At 51.3% G+C, this 21,323-nt stretch carries 24 protein-coding genes; all 24 read right to left on the bottom strand.

Translation table 11 applies throughout. The annotated features are described in order from the left end of the window. The 24 genes from ACFSX3_RS06885 to fliJ all read right to left on the bottom strand — a co-directional run bounded on the left by ACFSX3_RS06885 (position 1) and on the right by fliJ (position 21,323). Positions 1-498, bottom strand: a complete 498-nt coding sequence (locus tag ACFSX3_RS06885) for a chemotaxis protein CheD (protein WP_209992730.1) — start codon at positions 496-498, stop codon at positions 1-3. Further along, positions 491-1,117, bottom strand: coding sequence for a chemotaxis protein CheC (locus ACFSX3_RS06880; protein ID WP_036692548.1), 627 nt, complete (start codon positions 1,115-1,117; stop codon positions 491-493). Before ACFSX3_RS06880 ends, ACFSX3_RS06885 begins: the two co-directional genes overlap by 8 nt. Positions 1,118-1,120: 3 nt before the next feature. Next, positions 1,121-1,582, bottom strand: coding sequence for a chemotaxis protein CheW (locus ACFSX3_RS06875; protein ID WP_036692546.1), 462 nt, complete (start codon positions 1,580-1,582; stop codon positions 1,121-1,123). Positions 1,583-1,609: 27 nt separating this feature from the next. Next, the gene (locus tag ACFSX3_RS06870) at positions 1,610-3,697 is read right to left on the bottom strand and encodes a chemotaxis protein CheW (RefSeq protein WP_209992729.1); all 2,088 of its coding nucleotides are present in this window, start codon (positions 3,695-3,697) and stop codon (positions 1,610-1,612) included. 34 nt (positions 3,698-3,731) lie between these two features. Next, positions 3,732-5,120: a protein-glutamate methylesterase/protein-glutamine glutaminase gene (locus ACFSX3_RS06865; RefSeq protein ID WP_209992728.1), complete on the bottom strand. Its 1,389-nt coding sequence runs from the start codon at positions 5,118-5,120 to the stop codon at positions 3,732-3,734. A gap of 35 nt (positions 5,121-5,155) precedes the next feature. Further along, positions 5,156-6,037 (bottom strand): MinD/ParA family protein, encoded by an 882-nt coding sequence (locus ACFSX3_RS06860; RefSeq protein WP_209992727.1) that lies wholly within the window; start codon positions 6,035-6,037, stop codon positions 5,156-5,158. Next, positions 6,034-7,452, bottom strand: coding sequence for a flagellar biosynthesis protein FlhF (gene flhF, locus ACFSX3_RS06855; protein WP_209992726.1), 1,419 nt, complete (start codon positions 7,450-7,452; stop codon positions 6,034-6,036). The genes ACFSX3_RS06860 and flhF overlap by 4 nt, the downstream gene beginning before the upstream one ends. Continuing rightward, a complete protein-coding gene (gene flhA, locus ACFSX3_RS06850; RefSeq protein WP_379312764.1) occupies positions 7,449-9,431 on the bottom strand; it encodes a flagellar biosynthesis protein FlhA in 1,983 nt (660 codons plus the stop codon). The genes flhF and flhA overlap by 4 nt, the downstream gene beginning before the upstream one ends. Positions 9,432-9,502: 71 nt before the next feature. Continuing rightward, positions 9,503-10,597: a flagellar biosynthesis protein FlhB gene (gene flhB / locus ACFSX3_RS06845; RefSeq protein WP_209992724.1), complete on the bottom strand. Its 1,095-nt coding sequence runs from the start codon at positions 10,595-10,597 to the stop codon at positions 9,503-9,505. Between the two features lie 22 nt (positions 10,598-10,619). Continuing rightward, positions 10,620-11,411, bottom strand: a complete 792-nt coding sequence (fliR, locus tag ACFSX3_RS06840) for a flagellar biosynthetic protein FliR (protein ID WP_209992723.1) — start codon at positions 11,409-11,411, stop codon at positions 10,620-10,622. A 4-nt stretch (positions 11,412-11,415) separates the two neighbouring features. Continuing rightward, positions 11,416-11,685: a flagellar biosynthesis protein FliQ gene (gene fliQ, locus ACFSX3_RS06835; RefSeq protein ID WP_036692523.1), complete on the bottom strand. Its 270-nt coding sequence runs from the start codon at positions 11,683-11,685 to the stop codon at positions 11,416-11,418. 22 nt (positions 11,686-11,707) lie between these two features. Beyond that, positions 11,708-12,472, bottom strand: coding sequence for a flagellar type III secretion system pore protein FliP (gene fliP, locus ACFSX3_RS06830; RefSeq protein ID WP_209992722.1), 765 nt, complete (start codon positions 12,470-12,472; stop codon positions 11,708-11,710). Then, a complete protein-coding gene (locus tag ACFSX3_RS06825; protein ID WP_209992721.1) occupies positions 12,469-12,999 on the bottom strand; it encodes a flagellar biosynthetic protein FliO in 531 nt (176 codons plus the stop codon). Before ACFSX3_RS06825 ends, fliP begins: the two co-directional genes overlap by 4 nt. Positions 13,000-13,008: 9 nt before the next feature. Further along, positions 13,009-13,374, bottom strand: a complete 366-nt coding sequence (locus ACFSX3_RS06820) for a response regulator (RefSeq protein WP_036692515.1) — start codon at positions 13,372-13,374, stop codon at positions 13,009-13,011. A gap of 26 nt (positions 13,375-13,400) precedes the next feature. Beyond that, positions 13,401-14,717, bottom strand: coding sequence for a flagellar motor switch phosphatase FliY (fliY, locus tag ACFSX3_RS06815; protein WP_209992720.1), 1,317 nt, complete (start codon positions 14,715-14,717; stop codon positions 13,401-13,403). Further along, a complete protein-coding gene (fliM, locus tag ACFSX3_RS06810; RefSeq protein ID WP_209992719.1) occupies positions 14,707-15,705 on the bottom strand; it encodes a flagellar motor switch protein FliM in 999 nt (332 codons plus the stop codon). The genes fliY and fliM overlap by 11 nt, the downstream gene beginning before the upstream one ends. 40 nt (positions 15,706-15,745) lie before the next feature. After that, positions 15,746-16,213 (bottom strand): flagellar basal body-associated FliL family protein, encoded by a 468-nt coding sequence (locus tag ACFSX3_RS06805; protein WP_209992718.1) that lies wholly within the window; start codon positions 16,211-16,213, stop codon positions 15,746-15,748. Next, complete coding sequence (locus ACFSX3_RS06800; protein WP_209992717.1) at positions 16,210-16,434, bottom strand: flagellar FlbD family protein; 225 nt, start codon at positions 16,432-16,434, stop codon at positions 16,210-16,212. Before ACFSX3_RS06800 ends, ACFSX3_RS06805 begins: the two co-directional genes overlap by 4 nt. Before the next feature lie 112 nt (positions 16,435-16,546). Further along, a complete protein-coding gene (flgG, locus tag ACFSX3_RS06795) occupies positions 16,547-17,365 on the bottom strand; it encodes a flagellar basal body rod protein FlgG (RefSeq protein ID WP_209992716.1) in 819 nt (272 codons plus the stop codon). Positions 17,366-17,488: 123 nt separating this feature from the next. Then, entirely contained in the window at positions 17,489-17,872 is a 384-nt protein-coding gene (locus tag ACFSX3_RS06790; protein ID WP_209992715.1) for a TIGR02530 family flagellar biosynthesis protein, read from the bottom strand. Further along, a complete protein-coding gene (locus ACFSX3_RS06785) occupies positions 17,869-18,387 on the bottom strand; it encodes a flagellar hook capping FlgD N-terminal domain-containing protein (RefSeq protein WP_209992714.1) in 519 nt (172 codons plus the stop codon). The genes ACFSX3_RS06790 and ACFSX3_RS06785 overlap by 4 nt, the downstream gene beginning before the upstream one ends. A gap of 27 nt (positions 18,388-18,414) precedes the next feature. Continuing rightward, positions 18,415-19,890, bottom strand: a complete 1,476-nt coding sequence (locus tag ACFSX3_RS06780; protein ID WP_209992713.1) for a flagellar hook-length control protein FliK — start codon at positions 19,888-19,890, stop codon at positions 18,415-18,417. A 23-nt stretch (positions 19,891-19,913) separates the two neighbouring features. Further along, a complete protein-coding gene (locus ACFSX3_RS06775; RefSeq protein WP_339218314.1) occupies positions 19,914-20,861 on the bottom strand; it encodes a MotE family protein in 948 nt (315 codons plus the stop codon). A gap of 18 nt (positions 20,862-20,879) precedes the next feature. Beyond that, on the bottom strand, positions 20,880-21,323 hold the full coding sequence (gene fliJ / locus ACFSX3_RS06770; RefSeq protein ID WP_209992712.1) for a flagellar export protein FliJ: 444 nt from the start codon (positions 21,321-21,323) through the stop codon (positions 20,880-20,882).

The raw sequence follows: 21,323 nt of genomic DNA, 5'->3' as shown, positions 1-21,323 counted from the left end.
CTAAATTTCCTTCTGGCCTTTTTGAACGCTGCGGATAAAAATCACTCCGGTGCTGCAGGAGATTTCTATCGTGCGCCCATAATTGCCGCCTGTGTCCTCCGCGATAAGCGGAATATGAAGATTGTCCAGAGCAAGCTTGCAGGATTCCACATTTCGAGGCCCGATCCTCATGGTGTCACTCCCTCCGGCAAAAGCAAACATCTGCGAGCCTCCGGCCATCTTGGCCACAATCCGGCTTCTAACCGCCCCCAGCCCCAGCAGGCGGGCCAAAAGCTCAGGTACAGCAGTATCTGCGAATTTGGCAATATTCAGCTGTCCCTCCCGGGCAATCTCTGACGAGGGCAGCATCACATGAGCCATCCCCGCCAGCTTTTTACCGGGATCAAACAGAGTCAGACCTACGCAGGAGCCCAGACCGGTCGTACGAATAAGACTGTCCTGGCTGCCTACGTTCAAATCCGCCATACCTACTTTAATGATGCTCTGCTCTTCAATCATTGTCGAACGGTACTCCTAAAGCCTTGAATATTTTGGGGAACGATTCCGGATCGGGAATAAGGAAGAATTGTCCTTCAATTTCATTTTGGCCTTCTAAAAAAGTCGTATCAATCAGCAGTGCATCATCGCCCATCTGACCGAATTGCAGCAGCCCATAGCCAAGAATGGCTCCGGCCATATCCATCGCCAGTGCCGGCACTGTCGGATACATGGACAGGGAGGTGAAGTCCGCCAGGGAAGAGAGGTAGGAGCCGGCCAAAATATTGCCGATCTCGCTTAATGCGGATAACTCCATCTCACTCAGCTCATCGCCGCCGGAGACTTCAATGCCGGCAATCCGGCTGAGCAGGCTGCTGGCCGCTTCCGGAGTAAGAATAAAGAACAGGTTGCCCGGAGCTTCACCCTCCACACGCAGGAACACCGCATACACCAGCTCCTCCGCTCCGCCCACCTTATCAGTGATCTCCTCGAAGCTGAGCAGCTGTACCTTCGGAACCGCCATGTCGATCGGCTTATTGAGCAGCTGGGACAAGGCAGTGGCCGCATTGCCGGCTCCAATATTCCCGACTTCCTTGAGCACATCCATCTTAAAATCCTTGAAGTTCTTGAAAAGCTCCATAGGCTAGCCCTCCAGGCTTTCCAATTGCACGATTTCACTCTTGTTGAGCACTTCGGACAGGTTAAGCATAATCAGCAGACGGTCATCTCCTATTTTGGCCACCCCGTCCAGATACTTCGCCTTGATGCCGCCCACAACATCCGGCGGTACATCAATAATGTCACGGTTCAAGTCGATGACATCGTTGGCTGAATCGACAATGAAGCCCACTTCCATCTCATTCACATTGACAATGATGATCCGGGTCTGGTCGGTGTGCTCTGCTTCCTCGATGCCGAAGCGTCCGCGCAGATCGATAACCGGAATCACGACGCCGCGCAGATTGATCACACCTTTGATAAATGAATAGGTCTTCGGTACGCGGGTAATCGGCATCATGCGTTCAATCGTCTGGACCTTCTCTACTTCTATGCCGTATTCTTCAGTGCCAAGCTTGAATACAATTACTTTGATATCTTCAGCCATGGAATGAACCTCCCTGTTCTAACCTGATTATTTGATAAAAGCATTCGGATCGATAATGAGCGCTACCTGTCCGTCTCCAAGAATCGTGGCTCCTGAAATCCCCTGCACATCAGGCAGATACTTGCCGAGATTCTTGATTACAATTTCGTTCTGTCCAATGAAGTCCTGCACAGCCAGGGCAACCAGCCGCTCTCCTTTACGGACTACCACGATCTCCGTTTCCTCTTCCGTACTTTCATCATAGTCCGGAATGGAGAAGATCTTGCTCAGGGAGACCAGCGGAATATGGCTGCCCCGGAACTCCAGCATCCGGTTGCCGTGAATGGTACGGATCTGGGATTGCTTCACAATTCCTGTCTCCACGATGGAAGAGAGCGGAATGGCATATTTCTCTGAGCCGAGGCGAACCAGCATGGCTGCGATGATCGACAGGGTCAGCGGAAGCTGAACGGAGAAATTCGTACCTTTGCCCGGTGTTGAATAGATGGTGACGTTACCGCCCAGGGAAGAGATTTTGGATTTGACCACATCCAGACCCACGCCCCGGCCCGATACGTCAGAGATTACCTCAGCTGTACTGAAGCCAGGCGCGAAGAGCAGCTGGTAAGCTTCGTCATCTGTCATTGTGCCCGCCTGCTCTTGGGTAATCACACCCTTTTTGACGGCAGAGGCCAGTACATTCTTCGGATAGATGCCCTTGCCATCCTCTTCAATCTCAATGAAGACATGATTGCCGCTGTGGAACGCCCGAAGCTGTACGGTTCCTGTCTCCGGCTTCCCGGCAGCGATCCGGTCTGCGATAGATTCAATCCCGTGGTCAACCGCATTGCGCAGCAGATGCACCAGCGGATCACCAATCTCATCAATCACCGTACGGTCAAGCTCCGTATCGGCTCCTGTGACGATTAAATCCACCTTCTTGTCCAGCGATTTCGCCAGGTCGCGGATCATCCGCGGGAACCGGTTAAATACGGTGTCTACCGGAACCATGCGCAGCTTCATTACAATATTCTGCAAATCTCCGCTCACCCGGCCCATATGCTCGACGGTCTCGGTAAGATCCCCGTTCTGGACCTCGGAAGCCAGCTGCTCCAGCCGGACACGGTCAATAAGCAGCTCGCTGAACAGATTCATCAGAACATCCAGCCGCTCAATATCAACACGGATGGTCCGGGAAGGCGATGGTGCACCTCCTGCCCTGGCCGGAGCAGCTTTGCCGTTCTCTTCCTTGGGATGTAGAGGAGCTGCAGGGGAAGCATTAGCAGCCACAGGGGCAGCCTCCTGCACAGGAGCGGGAGCAGGGGCTTCGGCAGTAGCTGCAACACTGTCTTGTCCCATTTGACGAAGTGATTCCTGATCGAGCGCCACAGCCGTAACCGCATCAATCTCTGACAAATTCAGAATCATCTTCTGAATTTCACTTGCATCCTTTTGGGTTATGTAGTAGAGGGAGAATCCGTAATCGAATTTCTCCTGCTCTATGTCCTGAACCGAAGGGAAGGATTTGACGACTTCTCCTGAACGTTCCAGAAGGTCGAAGACCATATATGCACGTACGGCTTTGAGCTGACAATCCTTACGGATAGCAACATCGACATACAGCACCTGATGGCCTTCCTGAAGGGATTGCTCCAGCACCGAGTACTGGAATTCATCCAGGAACACCTGGGCCGCACTGGCATTGCCGGACGCAGCAGCAGTTACTTCAGCAGAAGCATTACCGGCAGAAGGGACTTCTCCGCGAACGATCGCCTGCAGAGAAGAGACAATGGCCGTTACATCGGCCTTGCCCGCTCCCCCGCCGGTGATATCCTCCACCATGGATTCCAGAGCGTCAATACTTTTGAACAGGGTATCAAAAATGAAGTCCTGCATCCGCAGTTTGTTATTACGCACCAGATCCAGCACATTCTCCATTTGGTGCGTAAGCGAAGCCAAATCTTCAAAACCCATTGTAGCCGCCATACCTTTCAAGGTATGGGCGGAGCGGAAAATCACCTGAACAATACTCAGATCCTCCGGATTCGCTTCCAGCCCCATCATGCTTTCGTTCAAAGACTGCAGATGATCATTTGACTCATCAATAAACATGGATAAGTATTGGTTCATGTCCATGAGCGGGTACCTCCCCTTCGAGTTCGCAATTCCATTATTTAACGGCTTGTACCAGCCTTGGAGCAATTTCTTGCAAAGGCAGGATGTGTTTTACACACTTCAACTCTACAGCAGACCTCGGCATTCCGTAAACCACACAGGTTTCTTCACTCTCTGCAAAGGTTGATGTCACCCCGGAATCATAGAGTGCTTTCATCATACGGGCCCCATCGCTGCCCATCCCCGTCATAATGACCGCGTGACGTTCCAGCGAGGTGAGCTGCAATACCGATTCAAACAGTGTATCTACAGAAGGACGATGTCCATTGCGGACTTCTTCCTTAGTAAGCTCTATCACATATTGGCCTCCAGGTGCCGGAACCACTGTCAGGTGATATCCCCCGGGGGCAATATACGCCGCGCCCTGCCGGAGAACCATACCGTGCTCCGCTTCCGCGACCTCCAGTGCGCTAAAGGTATTCAGGCGCTGGGCCAGAGATTTGGTGAAGTTAGGCGGCATATGCTGGACAATAACAATCGGTGCCGGGAAATCACCGGGGATGTTCTCCAGGAACGCCTTCAGAGCTCTCGGACCTCCGGTGGAGCAGCCAACAGCAACCAGCTTGCGCACGCCCCGGCTTCCGCTTGTCTGGCCTACTGATGCTGCAGGTGGCTCGATGAACGAGCCAGCCGCAATCTCAGCAGCCGCCCGTAGTCCCGGCAATCTGGCGCCCTGCTCCTCCTGGGACCGGCTTCTGAACCTGTCTGGAGCCGGTATGGGTACTGCAGGCGCAGGCTTCACCACTCGCTTTGCAACCACCGGCTCAGTGCGGGTTTCCGGCTTACGTTTGTCAGCGGACGGTTCAAACGGCGCCCTGGCCCTCGGCTTCTCCGTGCCCTGAGGCGGCGCCTTATCCGCTTCTTTCTTGGAGGGCTCCAGCTTCCGTCTCACCGGTTCCACTACAGCCCGCGGAGCAGGCGGTTCAGCAGCAGGAGGAGGCTCAGGCGATTTGACGGCAGAAGCGCGGGCTTCACGCCGCTCGCGCGCCAGCATTGCCTCTTTCATCTGCTCCCGGAGGGATTCTCCGACAGCGATGATATCCTGGGAGTTTGAAATGGACGGCTTTCGGATGAAATCGAAAGCCCCCCACTCCAAGGCCAGAATGGTCTCCTTCATGCCCTGTTCATTTATGCCCGACAGCATAATCACCGGAAGCGGACGCTGGGCCATGATACTTTTGAGCGCCTCCAGCCCATTCATCTCAGGCATCTCCACATCCATTGTTACCAGGTCCGGGCGAAGCTCATTAACTTTCTCAATCGCCTCGCGTCCGTTGGCCGCCGTCGCTGTCACTTGAAAGTCGGCATCATTCTCTATTAAATCAGAAATGATCTTGCGCATGAATGCAGAATCATCAACAACCAGAACTTTATATGGCCTCATAGCTTTTCCACCTCTGTCCCTCAAATTCAGAACAATTATCTGTTTCGTTTCAACCACTTGCTGATGAAGCCCTTGATGCCTTGAACTTTAGCGGTTTCTACTGAATCCACAGCCAGATAGCTCTGCGCAAGCCTCTGCACATCCCTGGCTGCAATACTGTTCGGAAAAGCCACTGAGAATGGAATTTGTTTCTTAACTGCCTGTACTACATGCGGATCACTGCTGATGTAACCGAGGAAGGGAAGCTCAAGCTGCAGGAACCGGCTGGCCGCCATCCGGATTTTGTCACTGGTGGCCCGTGCCTCCCGTTCATCCCCTGCCTGATTGACAATCAGCCTGAACGAGACCTCCGGGTGCGAATTATGAACAACCTTCATCAGCGCATACGCATCTGTAATTGCAGTAGGTTCAGGTGTGGTCACTACCAGGCAGTCGTCCGCAGAGGTGATGAATTTCATCGTTTCCTTGGACAGCCCCGCCCCTGTATCAAACAGGATAAAATCCATAGTATCGGCAATGCTGGCAATCTGTGTGGTAAAGTAATTCAGATCTTCCTCCGAGAGGCTGAACAGCTCGTCCATCCCGGAGCCCCCTGCAATGAAGGGCAACGCTTGCGGTCCGAGCTGAATGATCTGTCCGATATCCGCTTCCCGCTTGAGCAGGTGGTATAGATTATATCTGGATGAGACACCCATAAGGACATCAATATTGGCCATGCCGATATCGGCATCGAACAGAAGAACTCTCCGTCCCATGGCCTTCAGTGCAAGCGCAAAGTTAAGGGTGAAATTCGACTTCCCGACGCCTCCCTTCCCGCTGCATACCGTGATGATCCGGGCCGAGGCACCGCTTCCGGGAGTCTGCCTTGTGTCCTGGCTGGAGACCAGCCGTCTTAACGCCTGCGCCTGGTCCATCACCCGCCCCCTGTTCCCAGCAGCATCCCGCCAATCTGCTCCCCTGTCGCCATAAGAAGATCATCGGGAACATTCTGTCCGTTGGTAATATAGGAGAGCTTCAGCGGATAATCATTGAGAAGATTGAACAGCGGACCATAGCTGCCCGTTTCATCCAGCTTCGTGAATACCACCTTATCCAGCTGGTATCTGCCGAAGTGCTCGGCAATCTTTTTCATATCACGGCTCTTGGAGGTCAGGCTCAGCACCAGCAGGGTCTCGCTCTTGAGCTCCTTGGCCAGCAGACTCTGCAGTTCAGCCACCAGCATTTCATTGCGGTAATTGCGTCCGGCGGTATCCATTAACACCAGATCACAGCTCTCCAGCCGGAACATGGCCCGCTGCAGATCTCCCGGCGACTGGACAACCTCCAGCGGCATGTTGAGAATGGAGGCGTAGGTTCTAAGCTGTTCAACGGCTGATATCCGGTAAGTGTCCGAGGTAATCAGCCCGACCTTGCGGCCCTGCTTGAACAGCTGCTCCGCTGCCAGCTTGGCGATCGTTGTCGTCTTGCCTACGCCTGTCGGCCCCGCAATATATACGATCCGGGTATCCGGTGCAATACCGCCGGCAATACGTCCCGCCAGAAAACTATCAATCTGCTCTCTGAGCACTTCCTCGAATTGTTCCGGAACCCAGCTGCTTCCTTCTTCCCGGTAACGCTCCAGCACAGTACCAATCCATTCCTCTACGAGAACAGCGTCTGTCTCCTGGTCAATCAGACGGCTGCGTAAGGATTCCAGCGCATCAGGCAGCTCCGCAGCTCCCGTGGAATAACGTGCGATACGTTCCATCCATTGCTTCATATCCCGGATCTCCCGCAGGACATCATTCTCAGCGGCAGCGGTATGCTCAGGTTCAGGCTGCTCTGCCGTAAGCGGTTCATACATGGCTGCAAGCTTCTTCCGGCTCTCCTCCGGCCGAGGTACAGACGGCTGACCTGCTGCAATATCCTCAGAGCGGATATCCAGCGGCTCCGTCTTGACTAAAGGCGGCATCACAGCGACACCCCCGCCCTGCTCCAGCGGATCAGCTAGTGCTGCGGCAATCTCGGCAAACGACTTGCCTGCTGCCGCATCCCTTACCGTCACAGGCGGCGGCAGAGGAGGAGCTGCGGCAGAGGCAGCCTTTTGATAGGCCTCTGGCACTGCACTTCGCGGTACATTCATCGGTGGTGCAGGAAGCTTCTCCTGCGCGGCCGCCTTTGCCCCGTTCTCCACAGCAGCCACAACCTCAATCTTCTTTTTCGTGAACATCCCCATGAATCCGCCAACCTTTATTTCTTTGGTGCTTAAAATAACGGCATCGCTTCCAAGCTCGCTGCGGATCGAATGCATGGCGTCAGGCATCGTATCGACCACATAACGCTTCACTCTCATAAGTTCACCACCCCGACGCTTTGAATTTCAATGTTTGGCTCCAGCTCGCTGTAGGACAACACCGGGATATCCTGCATGGTTCGCTCAATAACCTGGCGCAGATACATGCGAATCGTTGGTGAGGTCAGTACAATCGGCTGCTGGCCGGATTGCAGGAGACGGTTGATCTGCTCCGTAAGCCGCTGATAGACGGTTTGGGTAGATACCGGATCGAGTGCCAAATAACTGCCCTGCTCCGTCTGCTGCACACTTTCGGATATCTTTTTCTCAAGTCCGGGACCTACTGTAATGACACGCAGAGTCTCCCCCGTCTGAGAGAACTGCTGGGTAATCTGTCTGGAGAGGGATTGCCGCACATATTCAGTCAGAATATCAGGGTCCTTGGTATATGTGCCGTAATCGGCAAGGGTCTCGAAGATAGTGACAAGATCGCGGATCGATATTTTCTCCCGCAGCAGCTTGCCCAGTACCTTCTGAATATCTCCGACTGCAAGAATGGAAGGGATCAGCTCGTCTACCAGCACAGGATAATTCTCCCTGAGATTGTCGATCAGCTGCTTCGTCTCCTGACGGCCCAGCAATTCGTGTCCATGCCGCTTAATCAGCTCGGTCAGATGCGTGGCTACAACAGAAGGCGGGTCAACCACGGTATAACCGGATAATTCAGCCCGTTCCTTCACCGACTCATCAATCCATAGGGCGGGCAGACCAAAGGATGGTTCAATAGTCTCGATCCCGCTAATCGACTCGTCATCATAACCGGGACTCATGGCAAGATAGTGATTAAGTAATAATTCACCGCCGCCAACGTTATTTCCTTTAATTTTGATGACATATTCATTCGGTTTTAGTTGAATATTGTCGCGTATGCGAATAACAGGTACGACAAGTCCCATCTCAAGTGCACATTGCCGTCGAATCATGATAATTCTGTCGAGCAAGTCACCGCCCTGTCCCGTATCCGCCAAAGGAATCAGACCATAACCAAATTCGAATTCGATCGGGTCCACCGTAAGCAGATTGATGACACTTTCAGGACTTCGCACCTCTTCGATCTGTTTCTCCTCGACCAGTTGTTCATCGGCAATCAGCTGTTTGCTAGCCTTCTGCCCCATACTGTAAGCCGCGTACGCCATCAGTCCCGCCAAAGGCAGCGTGGACATGACCGTAATCGGGGTGAAGAATCCCAGAAAAGCAATCGTCGCAGCTACTATGTAGAGAAGCTTAGGATAGGACAGCAATTGTCCGGTCAGATCCTCGGCCAGATTGCCCTCCGAAGCCGCCCGCGTGACGATCAGACCGGAAGCCGTGGAGATTAGCAAAGCCGGAATCTGGCTGACCAGACCGTCACCGATGGTCAGGACAGAGTAGGTCGAAAGCGACGTCTGGAACGACATGCCGTGAACGGTCATGCCGATAATGAAGCCGCCGATCAGGTTGATGATGAGGATGATAATACTGGCAATCGCGTCCCCTTTGACGAACTTACTCGCACCATCCATGGACCCGAAGAAATCCGCCTCGCGTTCGACATTACGACGGCGTTCCCGTGCCTGCTGCTCATTGATCATCCCCGCATTCAGATCCGCATCAATACTCATCTGCTTACCGGGCATCGCGTCCAGGGTAAAACGGGCGCCTACCTCTGCCACGCGCTCCGAACCCTTGGTGATAACAATGAACTGAACCACAACCAGAATCAGGAAGACAATGAACCCGATGGCGATCTGTCCCCTGGCAATCCAGCTTCCGAAGGTCGCTACGACCTCACCGGCATGACCATCCGCCAGGATCAACTTGGTGGTGGATAAGTTCAGCGCTAACCGGAATAGCGTAGTGATCAGAAGCAGAGAAGGAAATATTGAAAACTGCAACGGATCCTTGGTATTCATTGCGACCAATATAATGGTCAGGGCTATTGAAATATTGACAATAAGCAGTACATCCAGAAGCCAGGCCGGGATGGGCAGAATCATCATAAGCACAATACCGATAATGCCCAGTAGAACTGTTAGATCTCTAACTTTCAATGTCCTTAACCTCCCCCGGCTTATCTACTCTTACCTTTAAGCTTGTATACATAGGCCAGCACTTCGGCAACTGCCTGGAACAGATCGGCCGGCACTACATCACCGATCTCCGCTCTCTGGAACAATGCCCGTGCCAGCGGCTTATTCTCCATCGTTACAACACCATGCTCCTTCGCCAGCTCCCTGATGCGGAGTGCCACATAATCCTGGCCCTTGGCTATAATCTGAGGAGCCTCCATTGAGGAACCGTCATACTTCAGGGCGACTGCAAAGTGGGTCGGATTCGTGATGATAACATCGGCCTTGGGGACCTCCTGCATCATCCGCTGCATAGCCATTCTGCGTTGACGTTCCCTGATCTTGCCTTTGATGATGGGGTCGCCCTCCATCTTTTTGTATTCATCCTTAATATCCTGCTTGGACATTTTAAGACTCTTCTCATGCTCGTATTTCTGATAAATATAGTCCAGTACAGCCATTATAAATAGAGCCGCTGCAATCTTAATGCCCAGGCTCATGGTCAGCTTCGCAACGAAGGCGTAGGCCCCTTCCGCATCGACATGCGAGAGGCGTGCAAAGCTCTCCTTCTGCCCCCAAAGCGTACTGTAGACCAGATAGGCAATCAGGATGAGCTTGAAGACAGATTTGAGAAACTCTACTACGGAACGCATGGAAAAAATATTTTTGAAGCCTTTGATGGGGTTGATCTTGCTGAACTTAGGCGTAATCCCCTCGCCTGTAGCCATAAAGCCTACCTGTGCGAAGTTGGCCACAAGCGCCAGCAGGAAGGTGATGCCCAGCAGCGGAGCGAGCAGAATAAGGATCTGCAGCCCGTACTGGTTGAACAGCGTGGAGATATTCTCCGGTGTTACCTCAAGCATCATCCGGTTCTGGAACACATCTGTATAGAGCTTGATAAACCGTTCTTTCATAAAGCCGCCGAAGACACTTAGCGACAGCAGCGCCGAAAAGAGGACTACTGCGCCTGACATTTCAGCACTTTTTGCAACCTGCCCCTTCTTGCGGGCGTCCTGCCGTTTCTTCGGAGTGGCTTTCTCTGTCTTATCTCCCCCGAACAGCTGAAGATCCAATTTGAATCTTGCCTGTTTTTCCAAGACAATCTCTCCTTACCGTAGCCTAAGGACTCTCCCCAATGAGGCCAAGCAGGTTGTGCATGGACTCGAACATAATCTCGAAGAGATTCTGGAACAGCGCAGCCAGCCCCGGCATCAGTATAAGAAGCAACGCCAGACCAATAATGATTTTGAGCGGAACACCGATTACGAACACATTATATTGCGGAGCCGTTCTAGCCAGGAAGGCCAGTCCCACATCCGTCAGGAACAGTGCAGCAACCAGCGGAGCCGACATTTGAAAGGCCAGGATAAAGGATTGGGCAAAGGTGCGGATCAAAAACTCAGACAAGCTTCCATTGATCATTTTGAGAAATAAATCATTATCTATCGGCACCCATTTGTAGCTGTATACGATGGCATCCAGCAGGTAGTGGTGACCATTCATGCTTAAGAACAGCAGCAGCGCAATCATATACTTGAAGTTGCCGATGATCGGCGCCGATGCTCCAGTCATCGGATCGATGACGTTAGCGATCCCGAATCCGATCTGAATATCGATGAAAGAGCCCGCCGTCTGAATCGTCATAAACATCAGGTAGGCGATAAATCCGAGCAACAGCCCGATTAAAGCCTCCCTGATAATCAGGAGGATAAACCCCAGATCCTGCGGAACCGTAATATTCATGCTGCCTGAGCTGAAGATGACCATGGACACAAAAAAAGACAAACCAATTTTGAATGTTGTCGGCACGCTTTGCGACGAAAAGACAGGAACGACAACAAAAAAGGCTGTAATTCGACAAAAAATCAACAGAAAGACAGGAAAACTTTGCAGTAAGGTCTCTATATTCATAGTCTCAACCGATATACATATAGAGACTGCCCAGGATTTGACTGGTGAAATCGACCAGCTTCGTTATAATCCACGGACCGAATAGCAGCAAAGCAAGCAGTACGGCTACGATTTTGGGAACAAACGCCAGGGTCTGCTCCTGAATCTGGGTTGTGGCTTGAAAGATACTGACGATCAGTCCTACCACCAGACCGAGAATCAGCATGGGGGCGCTGGTCTCCAGCACTAAATATACGGCTTGGCCGGCCAGACCGATAATAAACTCCGCATTCATCCCATATGCCTCCTCTTACATGTCAGGTGTTAAAACTCAGCAGCAGCGATTTGACTACAAGGTACCAGCCGTCCACCAGCACAAAGAGCATTATTTTGAAAGGCAAAGATATCATTACCGGCGGCAGCATCATCATCCCCATGGCCATCAGGGTGCTGGACACCACAATATCAATAATAAGAAAAGGTATAAAAATCATAAAGCCCATGGTAAAGGCCTTTTTCATCTCACCGATCGCAAAAGCAGGTACCAGTACTGTTAAAGGAATATCATTATAGCTGGCTGGCTTCACTGTAGCGTTATTGCCGGTATAGTTCATGAACAGCAGCAGGTCCTTCGTGTTCGTCTGTTTAAACATAAACTCCTTAATCGGCTCCTGCGCTTTGTTAAGGGCTTCGCTCTGGGTCAGAGTGCCCTTCATATAGGGCTGTAAGGCCGTCTCGTTCACGGTTGCCAGGGTTGGGGACATAATGAACAGCGTTAAGAATAGTGCCAGTCCCACAAGCACCTGGTTCGGTGGCATCTGCTGTGTACCAAGTGAGGTTCTTACGAACCCCAGTACAATCACGATCCGCGTGAAGCTGGTCATCAGCACCAGGAATGAAGGAGCTATGCTCAGCACCGTTACCAGGAGCAGGATGGATATGGAGCTTGTCCCCCCGCTTGCGGCATCGTTATCACCCACCGAGATGTTGATATTAGGAATCGGGTCGGCATGAACCGGATGCAGGAGCAGCACACTGAAAATGCCAAGCAACAGTAAAGAAAGAATCAGCTTTTTTTTCATAAATCCTCCGACTCTTTCTTGAGATCCTCATCCCTGCGCAGTTCCTCCAGCTTCTCTTTGCGCTCAGGCGCCAGGGCAAGCTTGGATTGCAGCGTCTCATAGAAAGACGAAGTCTCATGAATCTCTATTTCCTCGGACGGCACCTCACCGCGCAGCTTGGACTTGATTTTGGCGACTAGCGGTGCAATGAAGTTGTCCGTTCCTGAGGCCTGATCTTCAAAAGCGGATATAATCAGCGCCACCTCTGCAGGATCGGTGATTTTATCCATCATGGAGATGTCATCGCCCACTCCGATCAGATAGAGGCTGCTGCCCAGCTCAATAATCTGAATCGACTTATTCGGACCAAGCCCCAGCGCACCCAGGGTACGGATGGAACGGCCGCTCATCAGAGTCTGATTGCGGCGTCCCAGAAAACGGATCAGCAGCACGATAAGGATAATAATGACTGCCAGAAAAAAAACAACCTTCATTAAATTCAGCAGGGCATTACTACTGTCTCCGAGCGTTCCGGCAGCAAATAACATACCTTGTTCCTATATACCCAGCGTTTTATTGATAGCTTCAATTACACGGTCAGCCTGGAAAGGCTTCACAATAAAGTCCTTGGCACCGGCCTGAATTGCATCAATAACCATAGCCTGCTGACCCATGGCTGAACACATGATAACTTTGGCATTGGCATCTACTTTTTTGATTTCTTTGAGGGCGGCGATTCCGTCCATTTCAGGCATGGTGATATCCATCGTGATCAGATCCGGACGCAGTTCCTTAAATTTCTCTATAGCCTGTGAACCGTCCTGGGCTTCACCCACTACCTCAAATCCGTTCTTCGACAAAATGTCCCGGATCATCATTCTCATAAATGCTGCATCGTCCACGATTAGAATTCGGTTAGCCATTTTTACAAAATCCTCCCTAAGTATGCTTATTGTAATTTTTGTATACGGTCCCACTGGCTGACGATATCCGTAACGCGGACACCGAAGTTCTCGTCGATAACTACGACTTCCCCCTTGGCAATGAGCTTGTTGTTAACCAGAATGTCAACAGGCTCACCTGCCAGCTTGTCCAGTTCAATAATTGAACCTTGCGACATTTCCAGAATATCTTTGATCTGCTTCTGGGTCCTTCCTAATTCTACGGTTACCTTCAGTGGTATGTCCATCAATAAATTTAAATTATTTTCGTCGATATTGCCAAAAGCCCCTGCACTCAGATTCGCAAATTGTACAGGCTGCACATTCACATTGCGGCCCTGTGCAGGATTCTGCGGCTGAGACTGTGGATAAGGCATTCCCTGCGGCGGCATTCCGTAAGGCGGCATACCCGGCATCCCATAGGCCGGCATCCCTGCCGGAGGATAATAATATCCCCCTTCCGGCATTCCCGGATAAGGTGGCATACCCTGACCCTGCGGCGGATATTGCGGCGGGTTCCCTCCTCCATCCGGCGCTGGCATCTGCTGCTGTGCTGGAGGCGGTGCGGGGGCAGGCTCTGGTGTTGCAGCAGGCTTAGGTGTTGATGCAGCAGAGGAGACTGCCGCTTCCTGATCAGCCTGGCTGACATCGCCAAGCAGCATGGTCACCATATCCTTGGCGAATTGTACCGGCAACAGCTGCATGATGGTGGAATCAATCAGATCGCCGATCTTCAGCCGGAAGGAAATTTGAATCAGGGTCTCATCATCAGGAAGGCTTCCTACCCCTTCTCCGCTGGACATATTAAGAATGTCAATGCCGGGCGGAGAGATATTGACGAATCTGTTAAAGATCGTCGACATCGAGGTGGCGGACGAGCCCATCATCTGATTCATCGCTTCCTGGACGGCACTGATATGAATTTCATTCAGTTCCTCATCTTTGGGCTCACCTTCACCCCCGAGCATTAAGTCGGCAATGACCTGGGCATCCCTGATTTTGATAACCAGAGAATTGATTCCCTGGAACCCGTCCACATACTGTACGTGAACAGCCACATGAGGTTTAGGAAAGGCTTCCTCGAACTCTCCTCGTGTAATAATGGACACCTTAGGGGTAGTAATATCTACCTTCTTACCCAGCAGGGTGGAGAGTGCGGTTGCCGCACTTCCGAAGGTAATATTGCCGATCTCTCCCAGTGCATCCTGTTCAAAAGGTGTTAAGTAATCATCCACGGTCTTCGGTGAAGGAGCCAAATTGCCTTCCGCAGACTGTCTTAGAAGAGCATCTATCTCCTCCTGGGACAAATAATCTTTACTCGTCAAACTCTTCAACCCCTTCGCTGACAATCTCGTCTATTTGCACAGCCACACGTTCTTTGATCATCCCAGGACTTCCAATGAATTTCAGCTTGTCCCCTACCTTAATCGACAGACCGGAATCCACAGTCTTGTTAAGAGAAATCACGTCACCGACGCTGAGCCCGAGAAATTCAGCAATAGATAACTTCGATTCCCCCAGCTCAGCCACGATTGGAAGCTGCGCCCGGTGAACCCTTGCCCGGATGGCTTCGAGCTCATCCTCATCCCTCACCTTTTTCTCAGAGACAAACCACTGGTGTACGGACAGCCTGGACATGATCGGCTCCAGCACAACGTGGGGGATACAGAGATTGATCATCCCTGTCGTGTCTCCTATTTTGGTGCTGAGGGAGATCAGGGCAATCGTTTCATTTGGCGATACAATTTGCATAAACTGCGGATTCGTTTCCAGCGCCTCCATCCGGGGATGGATATCAAGCACCGTCTTCCAGGCTTCCTGCAGACTTTCAAAGCATCTGCTGAAAATCCTCTCCATAATAGTCGTTTCGATTTCAGTCAACGCATTGATTTTGGAGGGTGCTATTCCGAAGCCGCCCAGAAGCCGGTCTAGCATGGCAAAAGCGATATTCGGATGCACCTCCATCACCATCCGGCCCTCCAGCGGCTCGGCCTCAAAAATATTCAATATCGTCATTTTGGGAATGGAGCGGATAAACTCGTCATAAGGGAGCTGCTCTACTTGAACGACACTGATCTGCACGAAGGTGCGCAATTGGGCCGAAAAGTACGTCGTAAGGTAGCGGGCAAAGTTATCATGAATCCGGGTTAAGCTGCGGATATGATCTTTGGAGAAGCGTACGGCCCGTTTGAAATCATAAGAGCGGATCTTTTTAGTGGTTTCCTCTTTTTTAAGTTCGTCGGCATCCATTTCACCGGATGAAAGTGCAGCAAGCAGAGCATCAATTTCGTTTTGTGATAGTACATCAACCAATTTCAATCACCCCCCCATCAAAGAATTAACCCGCCTGCAGCTACATAGATGCCAGTATAAATTTGGTGAATTCAATCTGGGTGATAGAACCTTCAGTCAAATTCTTATTGATGATGTTCACCAGCTTGCTGCTGAACTGATCTTTGCCGCTGGCCCCATTCAGCTCCTCGGGTTTGGCATCGGCAATAGCTTTGATAATCAGCGGTGTTATTTTAATTGATTTTATCTTTTCGAATTCTTCCTTGGACGCCGCTGAATCTAATTGAAGCGCGATGTCAACTGAAAGGATGTAATCGGGATCAGCAAGATTAGTTTTGATATCCTGGATTTCGGCGGTCATCTCAACAATTTCATCAGCAGTCATCTTCTTCGTCTCCACGTTCTGGACAGCCTTGCTCACTTCATTCCCATCACCTGGGAAAATTTTGTCCATTAGTAAGAATGCGGCTACTACGATGAGTGTAACGGCCAGCAAAATCGTGATGAGCCATGGCAGCATCTTTTTCATGAAAGCTCCTCCATTGACTGGACTTTAATGGTGGCAGCGTGTATGCCTATGTCCCTGTTATATTCCTTGATCTTGCTAATGACTTCATCGGCCTTTTCAAGCACGATCAGTCTCTTGCCGGTTACCAGCGTAATATACGTATCCGGTGATTCCTCAACCATTTCAACCAGCAGGGCATTCAGCCACATCCCCGCCCCGTTCAATCTTGTTACTGAAATCATGACAGGCCTCCTAACATAAATAGGGGGAGGAGCTCCTCCCCCACGACTGCAATAACATTTCCTCAACAGGCAAAACGTTATTATACAGCAAGTTACATATTGCGGTTCAAACTTAACGCTTCAGATTAACAACTTCCTGCAGTACTTCATCGGAAGTGGTGATAATCCGCGAATTCGCCTGGAAACCACGTTGGGTAACAATCATTTCCGTAAATTCGCTGGTCAGATCCACATTGGACATTTCCAGCTGGCCGGCAACGATAGTACCTGTTCCCACTTCTGGATCATTGGCAGTTGTGGGCTCCAGTGCTCCTTCGGCATTTGCATTTAAGGACATCCGGTACAAATTGCCGCCGATCTTCTCAAGCCCCTGGGGATTGCTGACTTTACCCATGCCAATCTGAACACCGGATTCAGTAGTGCCGTCCGCCATCGTCTGCACAATCGTTCCGTCACTGGAGATGGAGAATGCCGTAACATCGTCACCGATCTGAATGGGTGCGCCCCCGGAGTCAACGACATGTAAGCCATCCGATGTAATCAGATTGCGGCTGGCGTCCACATGAAAATCCCCGGCACGGGTCAGGAACGGTACTTCCTGGTCACCCGTAAGCTTCACCAGAAAGAATCCGTCTCCGTCGATCCGCAGATCTGTGGGGTTATTCGTTGTCATCGCACTACCAGCTGTGTGCATAGTATCAACGGAACCGATGGATACCCCAAGACCGATTTGCTTGGCATTGACACCGCCTTGCCCCTCTTCCCCGGGTGCCGTAACCCCGGAGACGGTCTGACTCATGATATCCTTGAACATCACGCGACCTGACTTGAAGCCGATAGTATTGACATTCGCAATATTATTACCAATGACATCGAGCTTAGTTTGGAATCCGCGCATACCTGAAACCCCTGAGTACATAGATCTTAACATTATTAATCGTCCTCCCGGTTATAGAGTCTTCTGACTCTTAAGAATTGAAAGATAAAGCTGGAGCGGTGGCCGCGTCAGTCGGTCGGCAGCCACTTTCGGCTCTCCAGTAAGGACCAGCCGAAGTCAAGATATAATTACAGCACTGTCAATCTGCGTAAATACATTGTCTTTCATTGAATTTCCGTCCATCGCTGTAACCACTGTCCGGTTCTTCACACTTACAATCAATGCCATGTCCTTCATAAGAATCAGAGATTCTTTACTGCCTTTGGCGGCTGCTTTATCTACAGCAGAGGAGATTTGATCCAGTTGACTACTGCCAAGCTCGATTCCCCGCTGCTCCAGGCGTTTGGCTGCATGGTTGCTGAACTTCAGCATATTCTTTTGCAGCACACTCTCGAACGAAGCTTCAGGACTTGGCGAACCCTTAACAGATTGCTGACGCTGCAGAGCGGAAGGGTGTACAGCTGCCGGGTATAACTGTCCGATAGTTAGTCTGTCACTCATGTTGCTTCCCCGCTCTCCCCGCCGCTTGTCGCAGTCTCACTGGCTGCCGGAGTCTCGCTGGCCGCTGGTGTCTCGCTACCCGCTGGAGGTGTAGTGCCGGCATTCTGGATTTGCGAAATATCCGTTAACGCAATTCGTTCCTTGCCTACCACTGCGTATTGCACGCCGCTGCTGACAACAATCGATTCGACATTGCCTGATTTCGGCAATTTCGTCTCGGCATCCGTCCAGGTGATATCCTTCCCGATCAATCCTGACACAGAGCCAAGGGACTGATTCAGCGCTGTAAGCTGGGTGGATATGTTCATAAGCTGTTCTACGGATGAGAACTGAGCCATCTGGGCGATGAATTCCTTATCTTCCATCGGCTGCATCGGGTCTTGATTCTGCAGCTGGGTAATCAGTATTTTCAAGAACTGATCCTTGCCCAGTGTAGAAGTGCCTGTTGTCTTGGGTGTCTTATCATTCGCTACATAATTCCATTGATTGCTGTTAGACACGGGATTCGTTGCCATATCATTTCACCTCACTTATTCTGTTCATCAAACCTTGGTTGAGAATCCTCCGCTCTGGTTGCTATCCTGCTGAGCTTCTGAAACCCAATCCTTCCATTCTCCATTAAGCTCTGCGGCGAGCACGGCGTCTGCTGATTCTTCTTGACGTTCCCGCGATCGTCTGCCTTGCTGCTGTCCGCCTGCCCCGGTCTGCTGACCCTGCTGTCCAGCCCACTGTGACTGAGGGGAAGTGTTATTCTGCGTGACTTCCAGCCGTTCTACCTGAAGTCCCTGGGACTGCAAAGCCAAACGAAGCTGGCTCATCTGCTGCTCAAGCATATCCTTGGTCCCGGCATGCTGGGTCATGAACTGTGCCACCAGATTTCCGTTTTGCATGGTAATCTTCACATCCACTTGTCCGAGATTCTCCGGGAATAAAGTGATCGTAGCTTCAGCCACCCCGCCCTTCTTGACAATCTCAAGCTTGCCGCTGATGAATGTGTTCATCTGCTGGGCGAATTGTTGAACCGGCACTGGCGCTGCTTCCGCCTTCAGCGGTGCAGTAATTCCGTGCCGCAGGGATAATTGGCCGGCCGTTACAACCTCCGGCTCCGCGGTCGCTGCTTCGCCAGCGGACACCGCCTCCTCGGCAGATAAGGCCTTCTTCATCGGTGCTGCCATTCCTGTGAGCACAGGAGTGGAACTCTCATCTGCAATTACAGCTTCGGTGGTACCGGCTGCTGCTGCATCCAACATGGAACGAGTGCTAGCTGAAGCCCCCAATAACCTACGGACATCCACTGCCAAATCTGCTTTGCTATACATTTCCACTTTAGGCTCGGTTCCCGTTGCTTGCTTAAGTGACACTGCTGGAGCATCAACAACTGCTGGAGCCTTGTTAGCCTTGGACTTGTGATCAACAGGTACGCTCTCCGCCAGAATGGCCGAGAATTGATTCAGAAGAACCGCTCCTTTGGCTGCTGTGTCCTGATCGCCGCTTACTGCAGCAGTCTGAACCAGTTTAACCAGGCTATTCAGCTCGTCTTGAACGGCGAAGCGCAGGGTCTCAGGACTCTGAGCAAGCGGTGACAAGCTGATAGAAGCGTCACCAGCAGTCGCTGCGGCATCCTGTGGACCTGTAGAGGTACTGCCGGATACAAAAGCAGATACTTGAAGCAGCCAGCCTTGAAGCGCTGCAATTAGCGCCGGATCAGCTTCCAGACTTGTGTCCAGCTTCTCTATATCCTGCACAAGACCTTCCAGCAGGTTGGCTTGCTTGACATCTGCACCGCCTGTCTCTTCTTCTCCCTTAGCCTGTACAGCACTCAGAAGTCCTTGCAGTAATGAAGTCCAATTACCGGATACAGGAGTCTCAGCGCCTTTAACTACGCTAACTCCTCCCATGCTCTGCACAAGTGTCTGGGCAAAAGGTGTCGCCGGGTTAACCGTTCCGGTTGTCCCCGGTGTTGTTCCGCCGGAAGCAGCCGCATTGCCTGCGGTTAAGGTTTGTAGAATGATACTCATAATTTTTCACCTCCCTTCAAAAGTTACTTTCCGCCCATCAGGCGGTTTACAATCTTGGCAGTCTGCTTGCTGTCTTTCTTCGTCATCTCCCCCAGAATGGAGGAACGGACCGAGTCACTGACTGTATTCAGTATAGTAATGACCTTATCCGGACTAAGACTGTACATGGAGCCGAGCAGCACTGCCGCATCCGCAGCGGGCATGCTGGTGAAGGTCTGCCCAAGCTTCTCCTGATTCAAATTGGCGGAAGGCTTGGGAGTAGCGGTACCCGCCTCCTGCTTCAGCCGGGATTGCAAGGCTGCAATAGCCATATCGGTTGAATTTGTTGTTTCTTTTAGCTTTATGGAGACATCCGCCGCTTTTTTGGGGTCCATTTTTTCCAGGATAGCCGATTTGCTGGAATTGCTCATCACACTGAAGATTTGAACCATCTCATCGGTAGTCAAATTCTCCATAATCGGTGCCGCTTTGGAGGCTTTCATCCCGGCATACAGCTTGGCCAGATCCGTCACTTTCTTCAGGTAAGGATCTTCATCCTCTTCGGTGGCTGCTGCCGTTTCAGCGGCGCCCTTTAGTTCTTCAACCTGCTTCTGAAGCGCTTCAGCCTTGCTGACCTCCGCCGCTTTCTCCTCCTCAGCCTTCTTCAGCTTCTCCTCCCCAGCGGTAAGCTGTGCCTTGAGTTCTTTGATCGTGCTCGCGGAGCTTGTGGCCTGCTCTTTGCTCTCTGCCGGCGGATTCTCTGCGGTTTCACCTGGCGCTGCCGGGTCCGGCGGCGGATCAGGTACCCATTTCTCTATAATAGGAATTTTGTTGGCAATCGCCAGGACGTTGTTGCGGATATCCATATTAAATAGGGTCAACAATACCCCAAGCAGTACAAGCGTGAAAATGATTGGAATCATCAAGAACAAAAAACGCTCTAATTTGCCTGCCGACCCTTCATCTTCAAGTTCCATTTGATTATTTGCCACTAGCGGAAACCTCCCGGGTTAGAGGGATTTCATCGCGAAGCGGACGGTAGCCATCTCATCCAGTTCGTTTTGTTCCCGTAAATTCATATTCTGCACAAATGCGGTTTGTGCTTTGTCTTTGGCTTTGAGCCATACCTTCTCATCCAGAACCTTCGTACTTAGTTGATCCTGTTTACTCTGAACCTCAATATGCGCCAGACTGATATCGGAAAGCTTGCGGGCAATGCATTTGTCGAGATAATCCACATAATCCTGCATTTCACGAAGCTTCGCCATAGGTGTCTTCTGCTGTGCCGCAGTCTGCAAGGACAACATCACTGTGCTGCGCTGTTCAATTAATTCATCAAGGCTTTTTTCCTGTGCCTGCAGTTCTCCGAGTGCGCTTGAGAGCATCCACTCTGCCTGTGTTTTTTCGTTACCCTTCAAGTCCACCACTTTTTGAAAAGTATAATGGAATCTCAT

The sequence above is a fragment of the Paenibacillus rhizoplanae genome (assembly GCF_042684125.1).
GTDB classification, from domain to species: Bacteria; Bacillota; Bacilli; order Paenibacillales; family Paenibacillaceae; genus Paenibacillus_AQ; species Paenibacillus_AQ rhizoplanae.
The sequence above is the reverse complement of the archived record's forward strand: the minus strand, read 5'-3'. Positions and strand labels throughout refer to the sequence as shown.

Excerpts from the sequence above, each read along its gene's own strand:
- ACFSX3_RS06805 (WP_209992718.1), bottom strand. The coding sequence starts at position 16,213 with ATGAAAAAGATGCTGCCATGGCTCATCACGATTTTGCTGGCCGTTACA.
- ACFSX3_RS06820 (WP_036692515.1), bottom strand. The coding sequence starts at position 13,374 with ATGGCTAACCGAATTCTAATCGTGGACGATGCAGCATTTATGAGAATG.
- ACFSX3_RS06825 (WP_209992721.1), bottom strand. The coding sequence starts at position 12,999 with ATGTTATTTGCTGCCGGAACGCTCGGAGACAGTAGTAATGCCCTGCTG.
- ACFSX3_RS06880 (WP_036692548.1), bottom strand. The coding sequence starts at position 1,117 with ATGGAGCTTTTCAAGAACTTCAAGGATTTTAAGATGGATGTGCTCAAG.
- fliQ (WP_036692523.1), bottom strand. The coding sequence starts at position 11,685 with ATGAATGCGGAGTTTATTATCGGTCTGGCCGGCCAAGCCGTATATTTA.
- fliP (WP_209992722.1), bottom strand. The coding sequence starts at position 12,472 with ATGAAAAAAAAGCTGATTCTTTCTTTACTGTTGCTTGGCATTTTCAGT.
- ACFSX3_RS06875 (WP_036692546.1), bottom strand. The coding sequence starts at position 1,582 with ATGGCTGAAGATATCAAAGTAATTGTATTCAAGCTTGGCACTGAAGAA.
- ACFSX3_RS06865 (WP_209992728.1), bottom strand. The coding sequence starts at position 5,120 with ATGAGGCCATATAAAGTTCTGGTTGTTGATGATTCTGCATTCATGCGC.
- ACFSX3_RS06785 (WP_209992714.1), bottom strand. The coding sequence starts at position 18,387 with ATGGCAACGAATCCCGTGTCTAACAGCAATCAATGGAATTATGTAGCG.
- ACFSX3_RS06870 (WP_209992729.1), bottom strand. The coding sequence starts at position 3,697 with ATGGACATGAACCAATACTTATCCATGTTTATTGATGAGTCAAATGAT.
- fliJ (WP_209992712.1), bottom strand. The coding sequence starts at position 21,323 with ATGAGATTCCATTATACTTTTCAAAAAGTGGTGGACTTGAAGGGTAAC.
- flgG (WP_209992716.1), bottom strand. The coding sequence starts at position 17,365 with ATGTTAAGATCTATGTACTCAGGGGTTTCAGGTATGCGCGGATTCCAA.
- ACFSX3_RS06790 (WP_209992715.1), bottom strand. The coding sequence starts at position 17,872 with ATGAGTGACAGACTAACTATCGGACAGTTATACCCGGCAGCTGTACAC.
- ACFSX3_RS06800 (WP_209992717.1), bottom strand. The coding sequence starts at position 16,434 with ATGATTTCAGTAACAAGATTGAACGGGGCGGGGATGTGGCTGAATGCC.
- fliR (WP_209992723.1), bottom strand. The coding sequence starts at position 11,411 with ATGAATATAGAGACCTTACTGCAAAGTTTTCCTGTCTTTCTGTTGATT.
- ACFSX3_RS06780 (WP_209992713.1), bottom strand. The coding sequence starts at position 19,890 with ATGAGTATCATTCTACAAACCTTAACCGCAGGCAATGCGGCTGCTTCC.
- flhA (WP_379312764.1), bottom strand. The coding sequence starts at position 9,431 with ATGATGATTCTGCCCATCCCGGCCTGGCTTCTGGATGTACTGCTTATT.
- flhF (WP_209992726.1), bottom strand. The coding sequence starts at position 7,452 with ATGAGAGTGAAGCGTTATGTGGTCGATACGATGCCTGACGCCATGCAT.
- ACFSX3_RS06885 (WP_209992730.1), bottom strand. The coding sequence starts at position 498 with ATGATTGAAGAGCAGAGCATCATTAAAGTAGGTATGGCGGATTTGAAC.